Below are 20,964 nucleotides of genomic sequence, written 5' to 3'. Positions count from 1 at the left end.
GAACCGGCCATCGGCAGAGGCCTCAGGCGGCGGCGGGGCTGAGCGCAAGCCCCAGCGTGTCGCGCAGATAGGCAATGCTTTCCTGCGCGCTCTGCTCAGCCGTTTTCTGGGAGGCATCCAGTTCCACGATGGCGAGGCCGTCATAACGGGCCTCGATCAGCACGTCGACCAGGCCCGCGAGATCGACGACGCCGGCGCCCAGCTCGCAGAACGCGGCATAGCGCTCCGGGCCAACCAGGCTGTCATCGACGCGTGTGTCCTTCAGATGCATGTAGCGCACCGCGGAAACATAGGTGCGCAGCGCGTCCACGGGGTCGGAATGGGTCTGGGCGAGGTGGGCCGGATCGATGCAGAGCCCGGCATGGCGGGTATCGAGTTCGTCCATCATCCGGTCGAGCTGGTCGCGCCGCTCCACGAATGTGTCCAGATGCGGATGATAGACCGTGGAAATTCCGAGATCGGCGGTGCGTCGCCCGATATCCTCCAGGGCCCGGCAGAAGGCGCGGTAATCCTCCGGCCCATGCGGATTGCCGGATGCCTCCGAAGGGCCTCCGCCCAGGACGAGAACCGGGGCGCCGAAGCCCTTCAACAGACGCGCGAGCGTCAACAGGCAATCACGTTCATAGGCCCACAAAACGGGATTGACGAAGGTAGCGTTCACATAGAGCGAGGAGAGCCGGATGCCGAGATCGCTCTGGGCATCCGACAGCAGCGCATAGCGGCGGAGAATGTCGGTGTCCGTCGTCACCCCTGGAGGGGCGACATCGCCGAGCTGCATGAATTTTCGGACAAACTGGTCCGACAGGCTGGTGAAGGCGAGGATCTCGAACCAGCCGAAGCCTTCCTTTGCCAGGAATTCAAGCGCCGGACGAAGAGGCTGGCCGGTCAGGTCCCAGCTGTTGAGATGGTAGCCGATCGAAAAACGCTGGCGGTCGGAGCGGGGCATGGGGCGTCCTTTGCAAAGAGGTCTTTGCCGTGAAGAGCGGAGAGGCGGCGACGTCGCGCGATTTGCCGGCCGTCGAGCGGTAGGCGCCTGACGGCCGGCGCGCCGGTTCAGTCTTTCGGGGGCCAGTTGCCGTCGTCGACCAGCGCCTTGAAGGTGGTCTGCACGCTTGCGGCAGCCTCTTCTGGCGTCGCCGTTCCGCCGACGACACCCGCGATGCCGGATGCCACCGCCGTCGTCACCTCGCTCGGCCAGATCCAGTCGAGGAATTTGATCGTTGCAGGAAAGGTCGTTTCCCGCAGGGCCTTGGCATAGGCCTCGTTGACCCCGTCCACGCCCTTGATCGAGGTGGCGATCGGCCTGTCGGCTTCGAGATAGATCTTGGCCACCTCCGGCTTTGTCAGATAGGCGATGAAGTCGAGCGCCGGCTTGACCTTGTCATCGGCGATCGAGGCAGACAGGCACATGCCGTTGTCCGCGCCGCCGCCATGCTTGGGCTCGCCCTTGGTGCTCGGCATTTTCGGGAAGGGGAACACGTTCCAGCTGAAGGTCTTGACGCTTTCCTTCAGCGAGGGGACCTCCCAGGTGCCTCCGTAATACATCGCGTTCTTGCCGCTGGCGAAGGCGGCGCGCATGCCCTCCATATCCACCGACAGCGAATCCTTCGATAGGATCCCGTCATCGACCCATTGCTTGATCAGGCGAAAGGCTTCGACGCTGGCGGGATCGTTGAAGGGCGTCTTGCCTTCGAGCTGGAGCTGCGTCACCCCCACTGGGTCGCCGCTCGACTGGGAAAAGGTCTCGAAATACCACATCGGCCACATGACCGAATTGGCGCCCTGGTGCAGGAGCGGAATGACGCCTGCTTCCTTCAGTTTCGGCACGGCGCTCCTGAGATCCTCATAGCTGGGCGGCGTTGGAATACCCAGGCGCTTGAACAGGTCCTCGTTGTAGAAGATCGTCGAGGTGGAAAGCGAACTGATCGGTACGCCATAGAGCTTTCCGTTGACGGTAAAGGCGCCAAGGCTTGCAGGATCGACATTGTCGATGAACGGTTTCACCTCTTCGGTGATCGGTCGCAGAAGCCCGCGGCGCACATAGGCGCCGTTGACCCAGAATGCGGAGCAGGCAACCAGATCGATCGGCTGGGCGGAAAGCTTGGCCGTCATCATCCGCTGGAGCGAGCCGGACTGCGGCCCCTGGGCATCCCAGTTCACGGCAGCCACGTCGGGATGGCTCTTCAGGAAGCCGGCAACGATCTCCTTGCGAATGCGTGTCTGTACCTCGGGTGTCTCGCGCGGCGCCAGAACGTCGAGCGAGGAGCCACCGAAGACGTTCAGCGTGACGCCCTCGGCCAGTGTCGTGCCGGGCAGGGCAAGCATGGCAATCCCGAAGGCATAGGCGGCCAAGCGGGCGCTGAGACGGGATGGACGGGAATAGGGTGGGAAGGAACAACGCAAAGAAACAGGCATGACAGAACCCCTCTTTGTGCTCGCATCGACGGGCGATCCGAGACCATATCGTTGATGGTCATATGAGTAAGGATCAAGAGATTTTGCTTGTCAAGCGGGTGGGGGAGACAAAATTTTCGCCAAAAATGGGGTATGAAGCGGCGTTTCTGTGATGCTTCCACGTTCTGGCGAGTGCGGCGTGAAAAAGCACTTGACTTTCCAAGGCGTGAATTGCTTGTTTGAACATCAATGAAATCCGTGCTCTCTCATTGACCTTGGGGCAAGCCATGTCGCTCGATGTCTTTTCCGCCCACCGAAATGATCCGCAGGTGCGCCTTGATGCCAAGCGCGCGGCTTTTATCGTGGTCGATATGATCAACGAGTTTTGCAAGCCCGGTGGCAAGATGGTGTTGCCGGGCTATGAAAGTCTCGTGGGGCCGCAGACGGCGCTGATCGAGGCCGCCCGCAAGGCGGGTGCGCCGGTGATCTGGGTGCATGACGCACATCGCCCCGGCATGCGCCATGAGCGCGAATGGGCCAAGCGCACGCCGCACGGGCTCGAAAACACCTGGGCAGTCGAGATCATCGAGGATCTGGGCGCTCGGGCCGATGAGATCCATGTGACGAAACGGCGCTATTCGGCCTTCTTCCAGACCGACCTCGATCTGACGCTCAAGGACATGCAGATTGATCAGCTGGTCGTCTTCGGCGTCGTCACCAATATTTGCGTGCGCTCGACGGTCCACGATGCCTTCTTCAACGGCTACGAGGTGATCGTGCCGGCGGATGCCTGCGCCGCCACGGGCCCGCGCGAGCAGGAAAGCTCGCTCTATGACATCGCCACCCATTTCGGCGTCGTCTCGGACGTGCAGAGCGTCGTTGCCGCACTCAACCAGGGGACGGCCATCACCAACATGATTGCGGCCTGAAGACGTAGCGCTTACCCTCCGGCCGTTAGCCGGAGACAGCGCAAAGATGGCAAAGCGAACGGAAGATCTTTTGAATACAGTCGAAACCATGGATGCCGACCGACCGAGCGAAGAGGCCGCAAGCGCCGAGGTGCCGGTTCTGGGGCGTGAAGAGATCCTCGCTTACTACGCCAGGACCGGCTATGCGCTGGAACACCATGCAGCACATCTTCTGCGGCGTGCGCATCAGCGCGCAACGGCCTGTTTTCAGGCGGTGATGCCCTCGGACGACCTGACGCCCACACAGATGGCCGCGCTCGCGACCCTTTTGAAGCATGGCGAGCTCTCGCAGAACCATCTTGGCCGCATGACGCAGATGGACCCGTCCACGATCAGCCTCGTCGTCAAGGCACTCCTGAAGCGCGGGCTGATCGCAAGGAAGCGTTCCGACACGGATCAGCGCATGACGATGATCGCGCTCACTAATGCCGGGGTGGAGTACACGCTGCCGCTGCTCGATCTTTCCATGCAGGTGGCGCGGCGTCTCCTCTCGCCGCTTTCGCCGGCCGAGCAGGCGACCTTGCTCGATCTGCTCAACCGCATCGGCGAGCCGGACGCCGCCTGACGCCCTGCGCGGCCTGCAACGGCAGGGGCGCGGGACTGGCCGAGGCGGAGCCGGCATCTCTCGACAGTCTCTCCAGCGCAGGAACCAGACAATGCCCAATTCATCCGACCGCCTCCTTATCCGCAATCTCGGCCGCATCCTGACCGGCGATCTGACCGCGCCGCTGCTGGAGGCCGACACGATCCTGATCGAGGACGGAAAGATCGCGGCAATCGGGCGCGAATCCGAGCTTGCGACGGATGGCGTGGGAACGATCATCGATGCCAATGGCTCGGCGATCATGCCGGGCATGATCGACAATCACGCCCATCCTGTGATGGGCGACTGGACGCCAAGGCAAAATCAGCTCGGCTGGATCGAGTCGACATTGCATGGTGGGGTGACCACCCTGGTTTCGGCCGGAGAGGTGCATCTGCCCGGCCGTCCGCGCGACGTGATCGGCGTCAAGGCCCTGGCCATTACCGCGCAGCGGGCGTTTTCCGCCTTTGCCCCGGGAGGCATGAAGGTGCTCGCCGGTGCTCTCATTCTTGAACACGGACTGGTGGAAGCCGACTTTGTCGAGCTGGCGGCCGCCGGTGTCACGCTGGTGGGCGAGGTCGGGCTCGGAACCGTCAAGGATGGACCGACCGGACGGCGGATGATCGGCTGGGCACGGCAAAACGGCATGACCTCCATGACCCATGTGGGCGGTCATTCCATCCCTGGATCGGCCCGCATCGGCGCGGAGACCGTTCTGGAGGTCGACGCCGATGTCGCCGCTCACCTCAACGGCGGGCCGACGGCGCTGCCAGAGAGCGAATTGCGGCTGATCTGCGAGGAAAGCAAGCGCGGCCTCGAAATCGTCCACAATGGCAACATGCGCGCCGGTCTGTTCGTCCTCGATGTCGTGCGGCAGGTGGGCGCGCTGGATCGGCTCGTGCTGGGAACGGACGGTCCCGCGGGGTCCGGTGTCCAGCCCCTCGGCATGCTGCGTCTCGTCACCATGCTTGCCTCGCTCGGCGATATCGCACCGGAAGTCGCGATCTGTTTTGCCACTGGAAACGTCGCGCGTCTGCGCGGCCTGAACGACCGTGGCCGCATCGCCGTCGGTCTCGCGGCCGATCTCGTCTTCATCGATCAGGCGATGGGCGGGGCCGGCCAGGACGTGCTCGACAGCATGGTTCTCGGCAATATGCCGGGCATCGGGATGATCCTTGTGGACGGTGTGCCGCGCATCAGCCGCAGTCGCAACACGCCGCCCTCGATCCTGGTGCCCGAGAAGCGCGTCGCCTGATCGACCTGCGGAGCATCGGGCTGCGTCATGTCCTGTGGCCTGCGGTCTTTCAGTCCGGGGCTCCAGGGCGCGTCGTGATTTTCCCGGCTTCCTTTCACGCGCCCGACGTCCTTGTCACATCGCATCCTTGTTGTCTCGCATGCCGCGTGCGCATCACCCGTGAGCGCTTTTGCGCGACAGACTGTCCAGGCAGGCCGGCAAGAAAATGCCCGCTCGGATCTCGAGCGGGCGTCTCTTATACGTGAATGTGCTGCGGGTCAGTCTCGGTCTCACAGTCTGTTCAAGACTTGCTGTTGGTCTGACGAAAATGGTGATTTCGAGAACCGGAGCGCAGCGTCCTTAAGGTCCGTGAGCACCGGAAGCGCAGACATTGCCATTTGCAGGCGGCCAACGGCGATGATTGGACAGACTGTCAGACCAGGCCGTCTTTGCCCACGATCTTGTCGAGGCTCAGGCCGCCGACCCGCGGCAGCGGGCGTCCGCCATCCGTTACCGCGATCGCCACGGCGATTTCGTCGGCACGCGGCGCGTCACCGACCCGCACTTCCATCCCGTCGAAGTGGCTTCGCACGCGCGCGGCGTCCTTGTGGCCGAGCGGAATATCGAAGGGCGCGCCGGGGGCGCCCCGTTTCTTGGAGGAAGGGATCAGGGCTGCTCCGCCACCGAGCACGTCGCGAAACGGCGCGCCGAGCTGCGGGTGGAGAAGGGCGGCGGCATGTTCGAGTTCGCCGTCTTCGCCAACCAGCGCCGCCTTGCCAAAGCTTTCCACCTTCGAGCCCTCGATGCCGAGCATCGCCACCGCGCGCTCGGGCAGAAGGCGCCCGAGATCGCGCCCCGTCTCCATCAGCGCGCCAAGATCCTCGACATAGCGGCCGGCAAAGGGATTGTGGATCACCGCCACCGACGCAGCCCGGCGGATGGGCCGGTCGAGCACGCGGCCACCTTCCATCAGCGTCTCCTCCATGACGGTGACGATCCGCCTGATGCCCCTGCTCTCGATAGCGCTCATCGCAGCCCATCCTCCCCCTTGATCTCACTCGCCTTCAAACCGCCGACGCGCGCATGGATGCGCGGGCCGGTGGTCATGGCCAGAGCCAGGACGATCTCATTGGCGCGCGGCGCATCGCCGATGCCAACCTCGACCGCGTCGAAATGGCTGCGGACATAGGAGGCGTTGATGTGGGTGATCGGCACGTCGAGCCGCGTGCCCGGTGCGCCGACCTTTTTGGCGGACGGGACGATCGCCCGTGCGTCGCCCAGCAGTTCGCGCATCGAATAGCCGCCCGGATTGTGCCAGAGTGCCGCATGTTCGAGTTCGCCTGCCGTGCCGACGATCGCGCCCTTGCCATATCCCTCGACGTTCGCCGGGTCGCCGCCAAGTGCGGCGATGAGCCGGGCGGCCATGTCGAGGCCAATCGGCTTGAGCGCTTCCATCATGGGCATGATGTCCTCCACATAGGCGCCGGCATAGGGATTTTCGATGACGGCGAGAATGGCGGCTCGCTTGAGCGGCGTTTCGGCCACCGGCCCTCCTTCATGAAAGATCTCGTCGACCGAGACGACGAATTTCCGTACCGAGATCTGCATCGTGACCCTTCCCAATATTGTTAGAGTGGTAACAATCCATCATCTGGGAGCGCTGTCAAGAGTCTGAGGAGACGCCTTGCGCCTGTGCCTATTTTTCGCGCAAACCGCGTGGCGGTGGTGCGATTCATAGGCGAAAAAAACCATCAGGAAGGAATTGACAAGGGCGGAGAGAGATAAGACTATTCGTATGACCATCAAGTAAATCGGCATCGAAGACCGTGCTGATGGAATTGCCGTTCAGGCTCACAGAGGGAAACATGATGAAGATCCTTGCCCGCTTTGCCGCGGCTGGCCTCGTGCTGGCTGCCACCGCCCTGCCGTCTGCCGCTGCCGATAAGGTTCATATTGCCGCCATCTCCGGCTATTTCGCGCAAGGCTTCGGAATTTCCATCGTCAATGGCCTGAACAAGGCAAAGAGCGATTTCGGTATCGACCTCAAGCTGGTCGACACGGGCAATCGCGCGCTCGATTACGAAGAGCAGTTCGCCAACCTCGCCAAGACCGGCCAGTATGATCTGATCTTCGTCATGGGGTGGGAGCTTGTCGACGCCTTGCAGAAGGTCAGCGCCGCCTATCCCAATCAGCGCTTCGTTTTCATCGACGGCGTGCTCGACAGCAAGACCATGATCTACGCCAATTTCGCCGAGGAGCAGGGTTCGTTCATCACCGGGGCTCTCGCGGGCATGGTGGAAGATCTCGGGCCCGCCTTCGACAAGATCGGCGATGGCAAGGCGATCGGCTTCGTCGGCGGTCGCGACATTCCCGTGATCCGCAACTTCCTGGGCGGTTATGAGCATGGCGCGAAATATGCCGCGCCGGATGTGAAGGTGAATGCGGTCTTCGCCGGCACCTTCGATGATCCGGCCAAGGGCAGCGAACTGGCCATGACGCTCTATGGCCAGGGCGCGGACATCGTCTACAACGTTGCCGGCCCGACCGGTGAAGGCGTGATGCAGGCCAGTGCTGCGGCCGACAAATATTCGCTCGGCGTCGATATCGATATGTGCTCCAGCGCGCCGGGCAACGTTCTGGCCTCGATGCTCAAACGCGGCGACGTCGCCGTCTATGCGATCATCAAGGACGAAGTCGAGGGCCGCAAGGTAACGCCCGGCACCCGCACTTTCGATCTCGCCTCGGGTGGTGTCGAGGTCAAGCTGTGCGACGACGTCGCGGCCAAGCTGCCGGCCAAGATCAAGGACAAGCTGGAGACGATCCGCAAGGACGTCGTCGACGGAAAGATCCAGATCGCCCGCGCCAAGTGACGGATAGGCGCCGGGGCCTAGGGTCAGGACCCATTAAATTCATGCCATCTGCGGGACGGATTTTGTGTCTGGCAAGGAGGGAAGCCGCAGGAAATGTGGGGCATTTTCCAGGCTTTCCGACGCAGTCCAGGCGCAAAATCCGTCCCGCCCGGAGGGTTCGCGCGCATGGGCCGGCTGATCGCAAACAATGCTCGACAAGGCTGAAAGCCTTGCCTTGCGCTTGTTTGCTTCCATCCAATCCCATGCGCGCGAACAGATGGCATGAATTTAATGGGTCCTGACCCTAGCTGTCCCGGTGCCGATCTGCATCTCCAGTGGAGTTCACGACTTCGGCATGCGATCCGTGAGGCTTCTGCCACGCGGTTGCAAATGTCGAAATCGCACCGCTGGCGCAGCCGGGTGTCCCTGCTTTCCTCGATGTCGCCGCGCCGCGCCTCGTTCCGGCGGCGCGGCCTTCTCACGAGCATGGTGTTTTCATGGATCTTGCGGTCGACCTTTCGGGCATCACCAAGCGCTTCGGCGCCTTCACCGCCAATAGCGGGATCGATCTTGCTGTCCGCCGCGGCGAGATCCACGCCATCATCGGCGAGAACGGGGCGGGCAAGACCACGCTGATGAACATCCTGTTCGGCCTTCTGCAGCCGGATGAGGGCACGATCGCGATCGGCGGCAAGACGATGATCGTCGATAGCCCGGCGGTGGCGATTGGGCAGGGGCTCGGCATGGTGCACCAGCATTTCAAGCTGGTGCCGTCCCTGACGGTCGCCGACAATATTTTCCTCGGCATGGAGATCCGCCGCAACGGCCTGATCGACCGTGCCGCGCAGGAGGAGCGCACCCGTTCCTTGTCGGAGAAATTCCGCTTGAGGGTTGATCCGCGCGAACGCGTCGCCGGCCTCTCGGTCGGGATGGAGCAGCGCATCGAGATTCTCAAGGTCCTGGCCCGCAATGCCCGCACGATCATCCTGGATGAGCCGACGGCCGTGCTGACGCCGCAGGAAAGCCGGGATCTCTTCCGGACGCTGCGCAGCTTTGTCGATGACGGCATGACCGTCATCTTCATTTCCCATCACCTCGAGGAGGTCATGGCCGTTTCCGATACGGTGACCGTGCTGCGCGATGGCCGCGTGGTGGCGACGAAGCCCAAAAGCGCGCTCAGCAAACGCGAGCTCGTCCGGCTGATGGTCGGCCGCGATGTCAGCTTCGATCGCCGGCCGCGCGGGCAAACTAACGGCAAGGTCGCGCTCGAAGTCGAGGATCTCTGGGTGCGGGACGACCGGCAGCTGGCCGCGTTGAAATCCGTGTCCCTGTCGGTGCGCGCCGGCGAGATCGTCGGGATTGCCGGTGTCGCCGGCAATGGCCAGACCGAACTGGCGGAGGTGCTGTCCGGCCTGCGACCCGCCAGCCATGGCCGCGCCCGCCTGCACGGGCAGGACATTCTCGACCTGCCGCCGGCTGCGATCCGCGCGGGCGGGCTTGCCCATGTGCCGGGTGACCGAATGGTGCGCGGGGTGGACCGCACCGCCTCGCTCTCCGCCAACATGCTGATCGGGCGGCACCGTAGGGCGCCCTTCGCTAGGGCCGGCGTGATCGACTGGTCGGCCGTGCATGGGGAGATGTGGACGCTGATCCGCCGTTTCGACATTCGCGCGCGTGGGCCGGAGGATCCCGCCCGCAGCCTGTCGGGCGGCAATATTCAGAAAGTGGTGCTTGCCCGCGAATTTACCGCCGGCGGCGACGTGCTCCTGATCGACCAGCCGACGCGCGGCGTCGATATCGGAGCACAGGAAGGGATCCATGACGAGATCATGCGTCAACGCGCGGAGGGCAGGGCCATTCTGTTGATTTCGACACAGCTCGACGAGCTCAAAGCTCTGGCCGACCGAATCCTGATCATGTTCGACGGGCGGATCATGGGCGCCGTCGATGGCGCAGCGATGGACGAGGACGCGATCGGCCTCATGATGGCCGGCGTCGATCCGGCAGACATGACGGAGGCCTGACGATGCGCACTCTTCTTGCGACCGGATGGGCACGCACACTGGCGGGCCAGTTGTTCGCCATCGCCATCGCGCTGGCACTTGGTTCGGTCATCATTCTGCTGATCGACGAGAGCCCGGTGCGGGTCTTCGTGACACTGATGCGCGGCGCCTTCGGCGATTCCGAGAAGATCGCCGGGACGCTGCTGCAGACAACGCCGATCCTGATCTGCGGGATCGCTGCCTGCATCGGCCTGCGCGGCGGCATGTTCAATGTCGGCATCGAGGGGCAGCTCTTCCTCGGCGGTTTCGCCGCCGCCTGGGTCGGCTTTGCCTTCTCCTTGCCGCCGGTGCTGCATGTGCTGGCTGCCATGGCGCTGGCGGTGGTCGCTGGTGCGGCCTGGGTGGCCATACCCGCCTTCTTTCGCGTCCGCTTCGGCACGAACGAGGTGGTCTCCACCATTCTTGCCAATTATATCGCGACGCTCCTCACCTCTTATTTCACCATCTTCCTGTTCAAGAGACCGGGCGGATGGTCGGAAACCCCGCCCATTCTCGAGAGCGCCTATCTGCCGGAGCTCTTCTCCTTCTCGCGGCTCAATCTCGGTCTGCTGATCGGCCTGGCCCTGGCCATCGTCACCGCCGCCTTCTTCCGCTGGACCTCAGCCGGCTATGCCGTCACGATGGTCGGCTCGGCGCCGAAATTTGCCGAATATGGCGGCATCGATGTCCGGCGCGTCGGCTTTGGCGTCCTTCTCGTTTCGGGCGCTGTCGGCGGACTGGCGGGCGGGGTCGAGACCCTGGGGGTTCACCATCGCTTCATGGAGGGCTTTGCCCCCGGCTTCGGCTTCGATGGCCTGATCGCGGCCCTGCTTGCGAATGGATCGCCTGTGGGCACGATCTTCACGGCCCTGTTCTTCGGCGCGCTGCGGGCCGGATCCCTGTTGCTGGAGGTGGACACCACAGCCTCGCGCGAAATCATCACCGTCATTCAGGCGCTGATCATCCTGGCGGTTTCCGCCGATCTCATCATGCGCCGGCGCGGCGACCGGACGGGGGAGCGTCGATGGAAGTTCTAGGCAATCTCTTCAATATCGCCCTGCTGGTCGCCACGATCCGCACCACGACGCCCATCCTCCTCGTCGCGCTCGGCGGCTCCTTCACCACGAAGGCCGGCATCTTCAACATCGGTCTTGAGGGCCAGATGCTGATCGCCGCCTTTTTCGCGGTGGTCGGCTCGATCTACACCGGCTCCTCGCTCGGCGGCCTGCTGATCGGCGTATCGGCCGCTCTGCTCTTCGCCTTGATCTATGCGGTGCTCGTCGTCAGTTTCCGGGCGAACGAAGTGGTGGTGGGCCTGGCGCTGAACATCCTGGCCGGAGGCATGACAATCTCGCTGCTCAAGGCGATCTTCGGGACGCGCGGCTCGGTCGTCGGCCGTGGCATCGTCGGGCTGCCCAAGGTGCAGATCCCCGGCGCACGCGATGTCATGGGCTCGTCCGCACAGCTCATTTCCGGCTTCACGCCGCTCGTCTATGTTGCCTTCCTGGCGGTGCCGCTTCTCATCCTCGTCTATAATCGCACGCAGCTCGGCCTCTACATCCGCGTGGTCGGCGAGAAGCCGGAGGCTGCCGAAGCGCTTGGAATATCGATCGCCCGCATACGCTATGGCGCCTCGATGCTTTGCGGCCTGTTTGCGGGCCTTGCGGGCGCGCACATGTCGCTCGGCTATATCACCATGTTCACCGAGAACATGTCGTCCGGCCGCGGCTTCATGGCGGTCGCCATCCTGATCTTCTCGGCTGGCGATCCGCTGAAGGTGCTGGCCGGCTGCCTGCTCTTCGGCTTTGCCGATGCCTTCTCCCTGCGCCTGCAGAGCTTCGGCTTTCCCTCCTATCTGGTGCTCGCCGTGCCCTATTCGGTCGCGCTCGTTGCGCTTTTCGCCTTGTCCTGGCGTGGCCGGCCCAAGCGCCTCCGCGAAACGGCCGAGACCATTCGCCGTGCGCTCTCCGTTCATCCCGCCGATGCCGGCCGCGACGCGCCGGCGTCCCGCTCCTGACCTCAAGCTCCCTGAAGGCCCCTCATGCAGCGCATCATTCTCGACGTGGATTCGGCAGGCGATGACATTCTCGCCGTGCTTTTCGCCGCCGCCCATCCGGAGATCATTCTCGAAGGCGTCACCACGGTGACGGGCGCGGCCGGCCCGATCAAGCAGGTCACCGATGTCGTGCTCAACACGCTGTCGCTTGCCGGGCGCAACGATATTCCGGTCCATGCCGGCGCCTGGCGGCCGATCGTCGGCCATGCGAAGGCGGCGATGGAGGCGCCGGTTCATTTCGAGAAGCGGCTGACGGCCCGGTTCGGCGAGCGGCTGAAATTGTTCAACCCGCCGGCGCCCGAGCCTGTGCGCAAGGCCAATCCCGGCCATGCGGTCGATTTCATCATCGAGACGGTGCGCGCCAATCCTGGCGAGATCACCCTGATCACGACCGGCCCCACCACCAATGCGGCGCTTGCATTCCTGCAGGATCCGGCGCTGCCGTCGCTGCTCAAGAACATGCTGGTGCTCGGCGGAAACTTCACCACGCCCGGCAATATGACGCCGCTTTCCGAATATAACATCTGGGCCGATCCGGAGGCCTCGCGCATCGTGCTGAACGCGGATGTCGACAAGATCCTCGTGCCGCTGGATGTCTGTGAGGACAACCGGGTCGCCGACAGCATGCTGACGCGCGACGACATCGCCGACATGGCCGCGGTCGCCCGGGACAATCCCGTGGTCGGCATGATCGAGCAGGTCTTTCCCATCTATATCGACATCTGGCGCGAATTCTTCGGCCTTGTGGGCTTCCCGATGGACGATGTCATCACCGTCGCACTGGCCTTCGCGCCCGATCTCGTCGTCACCACAGCGCCGCTTTTTGCCGATGTGGTGATCGAAAAGGGCGTGGCGCGCGGGCAGGTGGTGGCCTATCGCGGCTTCCAGATCCTGCCGGGAGGCGACGGCGCCAGGACGACCCGGATCGCGACCGGCCTTGATGGCCGCCGCTTCCTGTCGATCTTCAAATCGACCATGGCGCGTTACGAGCGCGCCTCTGTCTGCGCAGCCTGAAGGATCAGCCCCATGCCCACACCCATTCTCTATGATTGCGATCCGGGCCACGACGATGCCATCGCCCTCGTCATGGCGCATCGTTCGCCGGATATCGATCTTCTCGCCGTGACGACGACCTGCGGCAATGCCGAACTCGACAAGACGACGTCGAACGCCATCCGCATTCTCGATTTCATCGGCGCCGCTCACGTTCCCGTCGCTGCCGGCTGCGTGCGCCCGCTTGCGCGTCCGCTGGTGCTCGGCACGGCCGATGGCCCGAGCGGCCTCGAAGGATCGCCCTATCTCCCGATGCCGCAACGCGCGCCGGTCAAGGCGCATGCGGTGGATTTCCTCGCCGAGAAGCTGCGTGCCGCGCCTGAGCCGATCATCGTCGTCGCAACCGGCCCGTTGAGCAATATCGGCCTGCTCGTGCTCAAGCATCCGGACGTGCTGCCGAAGATCAAGGAGCTGATCTGGATGGGCGGCGTGTTCTACCGCAAGAGCGAGATCATCACGCCAACCGAATTCAACGCCTTCTGCGATCCGGAAGCCGTGCGGCTGGTGCTCGACAGCGGCGTGCCGATCACGATGGTCGGCCTCGATGTGACCATGCAGGTGCTGATCGAGGCGCCGCAATATGAGGAACTGGCGACCATCGATACCGAGCTCGGCCGGCTCGTGATGGACTGGCTGCGCTTTTACGAGAAGCTGCATCGCAACTCCATGGGTGTCGGCGGCGCCATGCATGATCCGCTGGCGCTGGCGCTGGTCATCGATCCGACGCTGGTGCGCACGCGACCTGCGCACATCGCCGTGGATCTCGATGGAAGCTTCGCCTTCGGTGCGACGGTCGCCGATTTCTGGAAGGAACGGGGCGAGCCGGACAATGCCCGGATCGCTTACGAGGTGGATGCCGACCGCTTCTTCGCGCTGATGTTCGATCTGCTGCGCGATCCGCCGCAGAAGGACGCAGCGGTCTGACGGGAAACGAGACGGGGGAGGATGGGCGATGATCTATGATCTGGCGGTCATCGGCGGCGGCATTGTCGGCCTCGCCACCGCCCTTTCCGTCTCGACCCGCTTTCCGGATCTCTCGCTGGTCGTTCTAGAGAAGGAAGACCAGCTTGCCAGCCATCAGACCGGACGCAACAGCGGCGTCATCCATGCCGGGGTCTATTATCAGCCGGGCAGCCTGAAGGCGCGATTCTGCAAAGAAGGCGCCGAGGCGACGCTGGCCTTTTGTCGCATGCACGACATCCCTTTCGACCAGTGCGGAAAGATGATCGTCGCAACCGGCACGGATGAACTGCCGCGCCTGGCGGCACTGGAGGGCCGCTGCCGCGAGAATGGCTTGACGGTGGAGCGGCTCGATGCCGCGGAGTTGCAGCGGCGCGAGCCGCAGATCATCGGGGTCGGCGCGCTGTTCGTGCCGAGCTCCGGCATTGTCGATTATGCGGCAATCGCCCGCACCATGGCAGGCCTTCTCGCCAAGCGCGGCGTCGAGATCCGCACCGGGACAACGGTGACGGCGCTCAGCGAGTCTGCGCAGGACGTGCGGGTCGAGACGACGAACGGCGAGGTCAGCGCGCGCTGCGTCATTGCCTGTGCCGGTCTGATGGCCGATCGGCTAGCCCGCTCCTGCGGCCTGGCGCTCGATTTCCAGATCGTACCCTTCCGGGGTGAGTATTTTCGTCTCGGCTCCGACAAGGACCGGATCGTCCGCCATCTCATCTATCCCGTGCCGGATCCTGCCTTGCCATTTCTCGGCGTCCATCTGACGCGGATGATCGGCGGCTATGTCACGGTCGGCCCGAATGCCGTTCTGGCTCTGGCGCGCGAGGGATATCACCGAACCCATGTCGCGCCCGGCGACCTCGCCGAAATGCTGGCCTATCCGGGCTTTCGTCGCTTTCTGCGTCACAATTGGCGTTCAGGGCTGGAGGAAATGGCCAATTCCTTGAGCAAACGGCGCTATCTGGCCCTCTGCCAGCGTTATTGCCCTGAACTGGTGCTCGGCGACCTCCATCCCTATCGCCCGGGCATCCGCGCCCAGGCCGTTTTTGTCGATGGAACCCTCGCGCATGATTTCGTGATTCGCGAGACCGCACGCACGGTGCACGTCTGCAATGCGCCCTCGCCGGCGGCAACCTCCGCCATGCCGATCGCCCGCGAGATCACAGACCGGGCTGCCGCGCGGTTTGGCTGGAGCGCCAGGGATGGCGTATGATTTCCAGTCCGGTGCTCCAAGCGCTTTTCCATAGCCATTGCGGCTGTTGCCGCGACCGCCATCGCTTGAGAGATGGTGCCCCATCTCCGCGCTCCGCGCTCAGCGCGCCCTCGGCGAGCGCCTTCTTCAACTGTGGTCAATCAGCCCGCCGCCATCAAAGGCAGTCTTGGCGTCCGCCCGCCAAGCAACTGATCCAAAATCGAGTCCGGGATAACAGGCTCTTTTCGTCGTGCCAAAGGAAGCCGTCCTTTCCATCTCATCCAGAAAATGGGCACGGGTCAATATTTGATGCCGTAATTACGACTTGCTAAAAATTGTCTTTTGCGTGTAGTAATTGTAACTTACCGTTATGCAACTTCGGAGGGGCGAAGATGGCAGTTACGGATTTGTTCGAACAGCGTCGGCGTGCAGTGCTGCTTGAAGCGGCGAAACGCTGGAGTGAAAGTCCGCCGACGATCACGACCACCTCAGTGTCACCATCGCTTCAGGCACGCTACGACAGTCGGCGGGCCAGTTTTCGAAAGGCGCGCGAGCTCCGGATCGAAGGTCGGCTGCCGATCTTCATAGAGCGCCAAATTGGACCGACGCTCGACTGGTCCAGTAATGCGCCATCAGAGGCGGCGCGCGCGGCCGGTCGGCCCGTCGCCCGTATCGTCGTCTCGGCAGACCCGAAGCTTGAGGCGCAGGGTTTCGCCTCGGGTTTCTTGATTTCGCCATCTGTGCTGCTGACCAACTGGCATGTCTTTCCCGAAGCGGCGAACGCGCGTGGCGCGGGTGCCAACTTTCTCTACGAGCAGGGCGATAGCGGTCTTGCGCGCGGAATCACATTCGAACTCGATCCCGATGCGTTGTTTCATGCTGACCAGAAACTCGACTTCGCCATCGTTGCGGTGAAGCCGACCGCAGTCACCGGTGAATTGCTCTCTTCGCTCCAGTTTCTCTCGATCAACGGCTCAGGGGCGAAAATCCTGCCGGGCATGCCGATCATGATGATCGAATATCCAAATGGTGGCGCAAAGCGATACGCGACGACGAACAACCGCTTGCTCGAGATCCGCGACGATGGCTTTCTGCGGTACGAAACAGATACGGACGGCGGCTCATCAGGCGCGCCCGGCTTCAGCGATGCCTGGGAAGTGTGCGCTCTCCACCATGCTTCAATCCCAAAGCTTCGCGGCAATGACATCCTCAACAAGGATGGCTCGGTCTGGAATCCGGGCGACCCCGAGGATTCGATCTATTGGATCGCCAATGAAGGCGTGCGTATCAGCTTCGTCGTGAAGGCGCTTGGTGCGATCAAGTCAGCGAACCCGACCGGCCAGCGCCTGCTTGAGGAATTGCTCGCCGGCACCATCGACCCGGCTGACGAGGTCGCCAAACTCACGGCCCAAGGTGTGCCGGAGGCAGCGCCCCAAGGTGCATCGACCACTTTGCTTCCGACCACACAATCATTCACGAGGAATACTATGGCCGTGACGATGAACTTTTCGGGGCCCGTAACGATCTTTGTGGGCGGGGCTACGCCGACAGCAATGGATATCGTGTCGCCCGCTCCGTCGGTGCTGGAGCCGGAAAAGGCGCTGCGTTTCGATCCCAACTACGATGATCGCAAAGGCTACGATCCCAATTTTCTGGGGAACGGCATCGCCGTGCCCCTGCCGAGCGTTGCTCCGGCGCATGACCGCGAAATGTATAAGGAGGATGGTGCAATTCGCGTCCTCGATTATTATCATTACAGCCTGGCGATGAACGCCGTCCGCCGGATGCAGATGTGGTCGGCTGTCAATGTCGACTACGATAAGGCCAAGCGCATGGTGAGTGGCCGGAAATTCTTCGGTGACGATCGCTGGATCGGTGATCCGCGAATCCCTGCTAAAGTTCAACTGGCCGATCATGACGTCTATGCGCCCGCCGGCCAGATCGATCGTGGACATATCGTGCGCCGCGAGGACAATGCCTGGGGTGAGACGCCGACCGAGGTCGAGTTCGGCAATTCCGACACATTTCACTGGACCAATTGCACCCCGCAGCATGCCGCTTTCAATCGCTCGAACCCCGGCAAGCAGTGGGATAATGGTGCTGGTCTCTGGGGCGGGTTCGAGAACCATATCCAGCAGAACCTGCAGACTGGTGGGGACACGCGCGCCTGCATCCTCGCCGGCCCGGTCCTGGCTGACGACGATCCCAGCGAAGATTTCGGGACCGGCCCCGTTCGCTATCCGCTGACCTTCTGGAAGGTCGTGGCGGTCGCGTCCCAGGATGCGGGTGGCGGCCGAACTCTTCGGACCTATGGGTTTTTGCTCTCGCAGGCCGATGTGGTCGCGCGCTTCGGGGTCGAATTCGCCGCTGGCGAATATGCGCGCTACCAGGTGCCTCTCGCAACGATAGCCGAGAAGACTGGTGTGATCTTTGACGACGTTCTGCTGCGCGCGGACACCAAGGCAGCGTGAGCAAGCGGCGCCGTGGATCGCTCAGCTGCATGTGATCGGGACAAGGCAGGGCGGGGCCGCAATTTGCGGTGCGTCGGCTTCGGCAGAGGAGAGGACGATGGACGACAAGGACGTCTTTGCGGTTTGGTTGGCTGACGCTGTTTTGCAGACGAGTGGCGATCCGATTGCAGCAGCTAGAGCATCGGACCGAAAAGTGGGAACCGGTTTTCGGAAAAATCCGATGCAAAAACAAAAAATTAGAGCATCGGACTGCGTTCGGTTTTCAGTCTGATGCTCTAGCCTCAATCAAATGAGTGAGGAGGCGAACACCTCGGCCGAGTTTGCCGCGAAACTCGAAGAGGCGGCATCACAGAAAAAGCGGCCGGGCGATTTCGGCGTTGAATTCATCGGGCCGTTGCTGCCGTTGCTGCTCGTCACGCTCGGGCAGGAGCTCTGGAAGAGCTAGGGTCAGGACCCATTAAATTCATGCCATCTGTTCGCGCGCATGGGATTGGATGGAAGCAAACAAGCGCAAGGCAAGGCTTTCAGCCTTGTCGAGCATTGTTTGCGATCAGCCGGCCCATGCGTGCGAACCCTGCGGGCGGGACGGATTTTGCGCCTGGACTGCGTCGGAAAGCCTTGAAAATGGCTGACATTTCCTGCGGCTTCCCTCCTTGCCAGACACAAAATCCGTCCCGCAGATGACATGAATTTAATGGGTCCTGACCCTACACCAAGGAACTCGTCAACAAGGGCGGCAAGGCGCTTGCTGATGCGACGATCGATACGATCAAGTCGCTGTTGCGCCAGAAGGTCTCGAACCCCGAGGAAGCTGGCGCAACCGACCAAGAAGTGCGCGCGGCCGCGACTCGCGCAGGTTTTTCGCCCGAGCAGATCGAGACGCTTCTTACCACGCTGCACAGCCCCGAACTCGTGCAGGCACTTAATGCGTAGAGGTGACGAGAGCGTCGGCGACCGGTCGCTCATTGATGTCTGTACGACCGAGATTCGCGCACACCGGCTGATCTTCTTGGCCATTCTCGGGCCGCTCTTGGCCTATGTGCTGCCGGGCTTCATGTTCTCGCTCGGCTTTGCCTTCGTTGTCACGACGACGGCGAGTTATTCCGGATATGACCTCGCCAAGGATTCAATCTGGGAGCTCCTGCCGTGGATTATCGGCTTCGTGTTGCCGATCCCTGCCCTCGCGATCGGCGGAGTGCGGGAATGGTGCCGCCTGACCCGGTCGGACCAGCTTGCGCAGGCGTCGGGCATGCGCCTACCCCCGGTGCACAGGGACCAGTTGCATGCAATCCTTGAGCAGATCTGGCAGTCGCTCTCAGAAACTGGCAGCCCATCGCCCAAATTGATTTGCCAGCCGAATTTTCGAACTGCGGCGCACGCTTATGAAGACCGAACCGGACAGGCAATCGAGGTCACTGCGGGGCTTGCAGGGCGCCTCTTGCGCGACGATCCGCTGGCGCTGTCGATCCTACGTCACGAGGTCGCTCACCTCGTGCACAAGGACCTATCGGCGATCCGACTCCAGAGCCTCGTTGCCGGGGCGGCGACCTTCGCGGCCGACGGAGCGATGGCGGTCTGTCTCTGCGCAGCGGGACTGATTGTCGCCTACACGGACCTCGGCGTGTTCCCGATGAAAGCCTCATTCAGCAACATCCTGGCGGTGCACATGGCAATCCTGTGCGCCACCGTAATCGTGGTGTTTCCGCTGCTGCTCGGGCGCTACGTGGTGCGCCGTTACTCGGCCTTTCTGGTTGCACTCGTTGAGATGCGTGCCGATGTCTGTGCGGGCATCTGGGGCGGTGGGTTGAGGTCCTTCTCTGAACGGCTCGATTCTGATCCGACGGTCCGAACGACGACATTGCGCGATCGGGGACTCGCCTATGTTTCGACCGCGCTGAGCCATTTCCCGCCCGACGAGCGCATCGCCCTGCTCTCCAATCCGCAGCGACTTGGCAGCCCGAAACTGCGCTATTTCGCAGCAGCGATTGTCTTTGTCTGGCTGATGGCTTTCCACCAAGGAAGCATGATCTGGGATACGGTGCTTCTAGCGACCATCGTCGCGCTGCTGCAAAGCCTGACGGCGATCATGGTGCTCAACATGGGGCGTGGAATCAGGCTGCGCTGGCTTCGCGCCATGGTGCTGGCAGTGGGGATGGTCCTCACCCAGGCACTTCCGTTCATTTCGATCGAAGGCCTGGCTTATTTATCGCAAAGCTTGACTGCCGCTCTGGTCACGCCTGGTGGTTTCGGTGGAGCGGATGCAAGCCCCCTCCGCGATACGATCATCACGTTCGAGGAGTTCGGTCGTTTCGCCGGCGCGTCGGTCGGGAACGCCGGGGTTGTTCTAGCGCTGCTGCTGACGACCGCATCGCTTCTGGCCATGTCTTCCATTGCGCAGGCTTTCGGTCGCCGGATCGATACTCTGCGAATGATGCTGATTGGAGTACTCACCGCACTCACTTCGGTCGCCGTGAGCTATAAATTCTTCCAGTCGGAACTCGACGAGTTTATCCGCCTTTCCGCCTTCAGTCTTGCCAATGTGGATGAGCAGGACGCCGACTGGGGGGCAATCGTTCCGGCTTTTCTACGGCAGCCCCTGTCAGAGGCGGCCCTTCAGACGAGCGAGATGCTGAAGGGCCCTCCGTTTCTCGAGGAACTTGCGTGGCTGCGGGTGAGCCTGCCTGTCTTGGTCGGGTTACTCGCAACGTTGCTTTTTGTCTTCCTGCCGTTTCTGTTCGACCAAAGAAAAAGGGGCGGCCCCTTATGTTGACCTGGGTCCCTGAACTTCCTCCAGAATTTGGTAGAGTTCGTCACATCAAGGAGACGGACGAGTGAAACGTTCACGGTTCACGGAAGAACAGATCATCGGGATATTGAAGGAGCAGGAGGCGGGCGCGAAGACGGCCGATGTCTGCCGCAAGCACGGCATCTCGGACGCAACCTTCTACAAGTACAAGGCGAAGTATGGCGCATGGACGTGTCGGGTGCCCGCAGGCTGAAGGCGCTCGAGGACGAGAATGCCAAGCTGAGGGAGCTTTTGGCCGGGCGCAACCACCAGGACTTGCGAACGCCGAAAGCCTCCCGAGGAGGCTTATGATGTAAGTCTTAGGCATGTTTTGGTTGCGGGGGCAGGATTTGAACCTGCGGCCTTCAGGTTATGAGCCT

At 62.6% G+C, this 20,964-nt stretch carries 19 protein-coding genes and 2 pseudogenes; 16 read left to right on the top strand and 5 right to left on the bottom strand.

The genetic code is table 11. The annotated features are described in order from the left end of the window. Positions 1 to 22 precede the first annotated feature (22 nt). Both BJF92_RS09745 and BJF92_RS09740 read right to left on the bottom strand, forming a co-directional pair. Positions 23 to 946: a sugar phosphate isomerase/epimerase family protein gene (locus tag BJF92_RS09745; RefSeq protein WP_075634568.1), complete on the bottom strand. Its 924-nt coding sequence runs from the start codon at positions 944 to 946 to the stop codon at positions 23 to 25. A 107-nt stretch (positions 947 to 1,053) separates the two neighbouring features. After that, positions 1,054 to 2,415: an ABC transporter substrate-binding protein gene (locus BJF92_RS09740; protein WP_075634567.1), complete on the bottom strand. Its 1,362-nt coding sequence runs from the start codon at positions 2,413 to 2,415 to the stop codon at positions 1,054 to 1,056. Positions 2,416 to 2,681: 266 nt separating this feature from the next. On the opposite strand from BJF92_RS09740, the gene BJF92_RS09735 reads away from it, so the two are divergent. From BJF92_RS09735 to BJF92_RS09725, 3 genes are all read left to right on the top strand, one after another. After that, positions 2,682 to 3,323, top strand: coding sequence for a cysteine hydrolase family protein (locus tag BJF92_RS09735; RefSeq protein WP_075634566.1), 642 nt, complete (start codon positions 2,682 to 2,684; stop codon positions 3,321 to 3,323). A gap of 70 nt (positions 3,324 to 3,393) precedes the next feature. Further along, entirely contained in the window at positions 3,394 to 3,927 is a 534-nt protein-coding gene (locus BJF92_RS09730) for a MarR family winged helix-turn-helix transcriptional regulator (RefSeq protein ID WP_245294713.1), read from the top strand. Positions 3,928 to 4,018: 91 nt separating this feature from the next. Next, positions 4,019 to 5,200 (top strand): amidohydrolase family protein, encoded by a 1,182-nt coding sequence (locus tag BJF92_RS09725; RefSeq protein ID WP_075634564.1) that lies wholly within the window; start codon positions 4,019 to 4,021, stop codon positions 5,198 to 5,200. 412 nt (positions 5,201 to 5,612) lie between these two features. Here BJF92_RS09725 and BJF92_RS09720 read toward each other — a convergent pair whose 3' ends face one another. Beyond that, entirely contained in the window at positions 5,613 to 6,209 is a 597-nt protein-coding gene (locus BJF92_RS09720) for an amino acid synthesis family protein (RefSeq protein WP_075634563.1), read from the bottom strand. Beyond that, positions 6,206 to 6,787: an amino acid synthesis family protein gene (locus tag BJF92_RS09715; RefSeq protein WP_075634562.1), complete on the bottom strand. Its 582-nt coding sequence runs from the start codon at positions 6,785 to 6,787 to the stop codon at positions 6,206 to 6,208. The genes BJF92_RS09720 and BJF92_RS09715 overlap by 4 nt, the downstream gene beginning before the upstream one ends. 257 nt (positions 6,788 to 7,044) lie before the next feature. Between BJF92_RS09715 and BJF92_RS09710 the strand changes: the two genes are divergently transcribed. The 7 genes from BJF92_RS09710 (at position 7,045) to lhgO (ending at position 15,349) form a co-directional block, all read left to right on the top strand. Further along, the gene (locus tag BJF92_RS09710) at positions 7,045 to 8,049 is read left to right on the top strand and encodes a BMP family lipoprotein (protein ID WP_075634735.1); all 1,005 of its coding nucleotides are present in this window, start codon (positions 7,045 to 7,047) and stop codon (positions 8,047 to 8,049) included. A 476-nt stretch (positions 8,050 to 8,525) separates the two neighbouring features. Beyond that, positions 8,526 to 10,052, top strand: a complete 1,527-nt coding sequence (locus tag BJF92_RS09705) for an ABC transporter ATP-binding protein (RefSeq protein WP_075634561.1) — start codon at positions 8,526 to 8,528, stop codon at positions 10,050 to 10,052. Positions 10,053 to 10,054: 2 nt separating this feature from the next. Next, a complete protein-coding gene (locus tag BJF92_RS09700; protein WP_075634560.1) occupies positions 10,055 to 11,107 on the top strand; it encodes an ABC transporter permease in 1,053 nt (350 codons plus the stop codon). Then, entirely contained in the window at positions 11,095 to 12,087 is a 993-nt protein-coding gene (locus BJF92_RS09695) for an ABC transporter permease (protein WP_075634559.1), read from the top strand. The genes BJF92_RS09700 and BJF92_RS09695 overlap by 13 nt, the downstream gene beginning before the upstream one ends. A 24-nt stretch (positions 12,088 to 12,111) precedes the next feature. Then, positions 12,112 to 13,140, top strand: a complete 1,029-nt coding sequence (locus BJF92_RS09690; RefSeq protein ID WP_075634558.1) for a nucleoside hydrolase — start codon at positions 12,112 to 12,114, stop codon at positions 13,138 to 13,140. A 12-nt stretch (positions 13,141 to 13,152) separates the two neighbouring features. After that, positions 13,153 to 14,103, top strand: coding sequence for a nucleoside hydrolase (locus BJF92_RS09685; RefSeq protein ID WP_075634557.1), 951 nt, complete (start codon positions 13,153 to 13,155; stop codon positions 14,101 to 14,103). Positions 14,104 to 14,131: 28 nt separating this feature from the next. Next, positions 14,132 to 15,349, top strand: coding sequence for an L-2-hydroxyglutarate oxidase (gene lhgO / locus BJF92_RS09680; RefSeq protein ID WP_075634556.1), 1,218 nt, complete (start codon positions 14,132 to 14,134; stop codon positions 15,347 to 15,349). Positions 15,350 to 15,373: 24 nt separating this feature from the next. Here lhgO and BJF92_RS26050 read toward each other — a convergent pair. Beyond that, a pseudogene (locus BJF92_RS26050) lies at positions 15,374 to 15,585 on the bottom strand (IS256 family transposase); the annotation flags it as partial. A gap of 135 nt (positions 15,586 to 15,720) precedes the next feature. Between BJF92_RS26050 and BJF92_RS09675 the strand changes: the two are divergent. The 6 genes and pseudogenes from BJF92_RS09675 to BJF92_RS09665 form a co-directional block, all read left to right on the top strand. Beyond that, a complete protein-coding gene (locus BJF92_RS09675; RefSeq protein ID WP_078057960.1) occupies positions 15,721 to 17,799 on the top strand; it encodes a DNA/RNA non-specific endonuclease in 2,079 nt (692 codons plus the stop codon). A 97-nt stretch (positions 17,800 to 17,896) separates the two neighbouring features. Continuing rightward, on the top strand, positions 17,897 to 18,070 hold the full coding sequence (locus BJF92_RS25555) for a hypothetical protein (protein WP_158032219.1): 174 nt from the start codon (positions 17,897 to 17,899) through the stop codon (positions 18,068 to 18,070). A gap of 18 nt (positions 18,071 to 18,088) precedes the next feature. After that, entirely contained in the window at positions 18,089 to 18,244 is a 156-nt protein-coding gene (locus BJF92_RS25550; RefSeq protein ID WP_158032218.1) for a hypothetical protein, read from the top strand. A 335-nt stretch (positions 18,245 to 18,579) separates the two neighbouring features. Beyond that, on the top strand, positions 18,580 to 18,732 hold the full coding sequence (locus BJF92_RS25545; protein ID WP_158032217.1) for a hypothetical protein: 153 nt from the start codon (positions 18,580 to 18,582) through the stop codon (positions 18,730 to 18,732). Further along, positions 18,725 to 20,569: a hypothetical protein gene (locus tag BJF92_RS09670; RefSeq protein WP_075634554.1), complete on the top strand. Its 1,845-nt coding sequence runs from the start codon at positions 18,725 to 18,727 to the stop codon at positions 20,567 to 20,569. The genes BJF92_RS25545 and BJF92_RS09670 overlap by 8 nt, the downstream gene beginning before the upstream one ends. Before the next feature lie 61 nt (positions 20,570 to 20,630). Further along, positions 20,631 to 20,842, top strand: a pseudogene (locus BJF92_RS09665) (transposase); the annotation flags it as partial. Positions 20,843 to 20,964 lie beyond the last annotated feature (122 nt).

This window comes from Xaviernesmea rhizosphaerae (genome assembly GCF_001938945.1).
GTDB classification, from domain to species: domain Bacteria; phylum Pseudomonadota; class Alphaproteobacteria; order Rhizobiales; family Rhizobiaceae; genus Xaviernesmea; species Xaviernesmea rhizosphaerae.
This window is presented reverse-complemented; position numbering and strand designations above follow the sequence as displayed.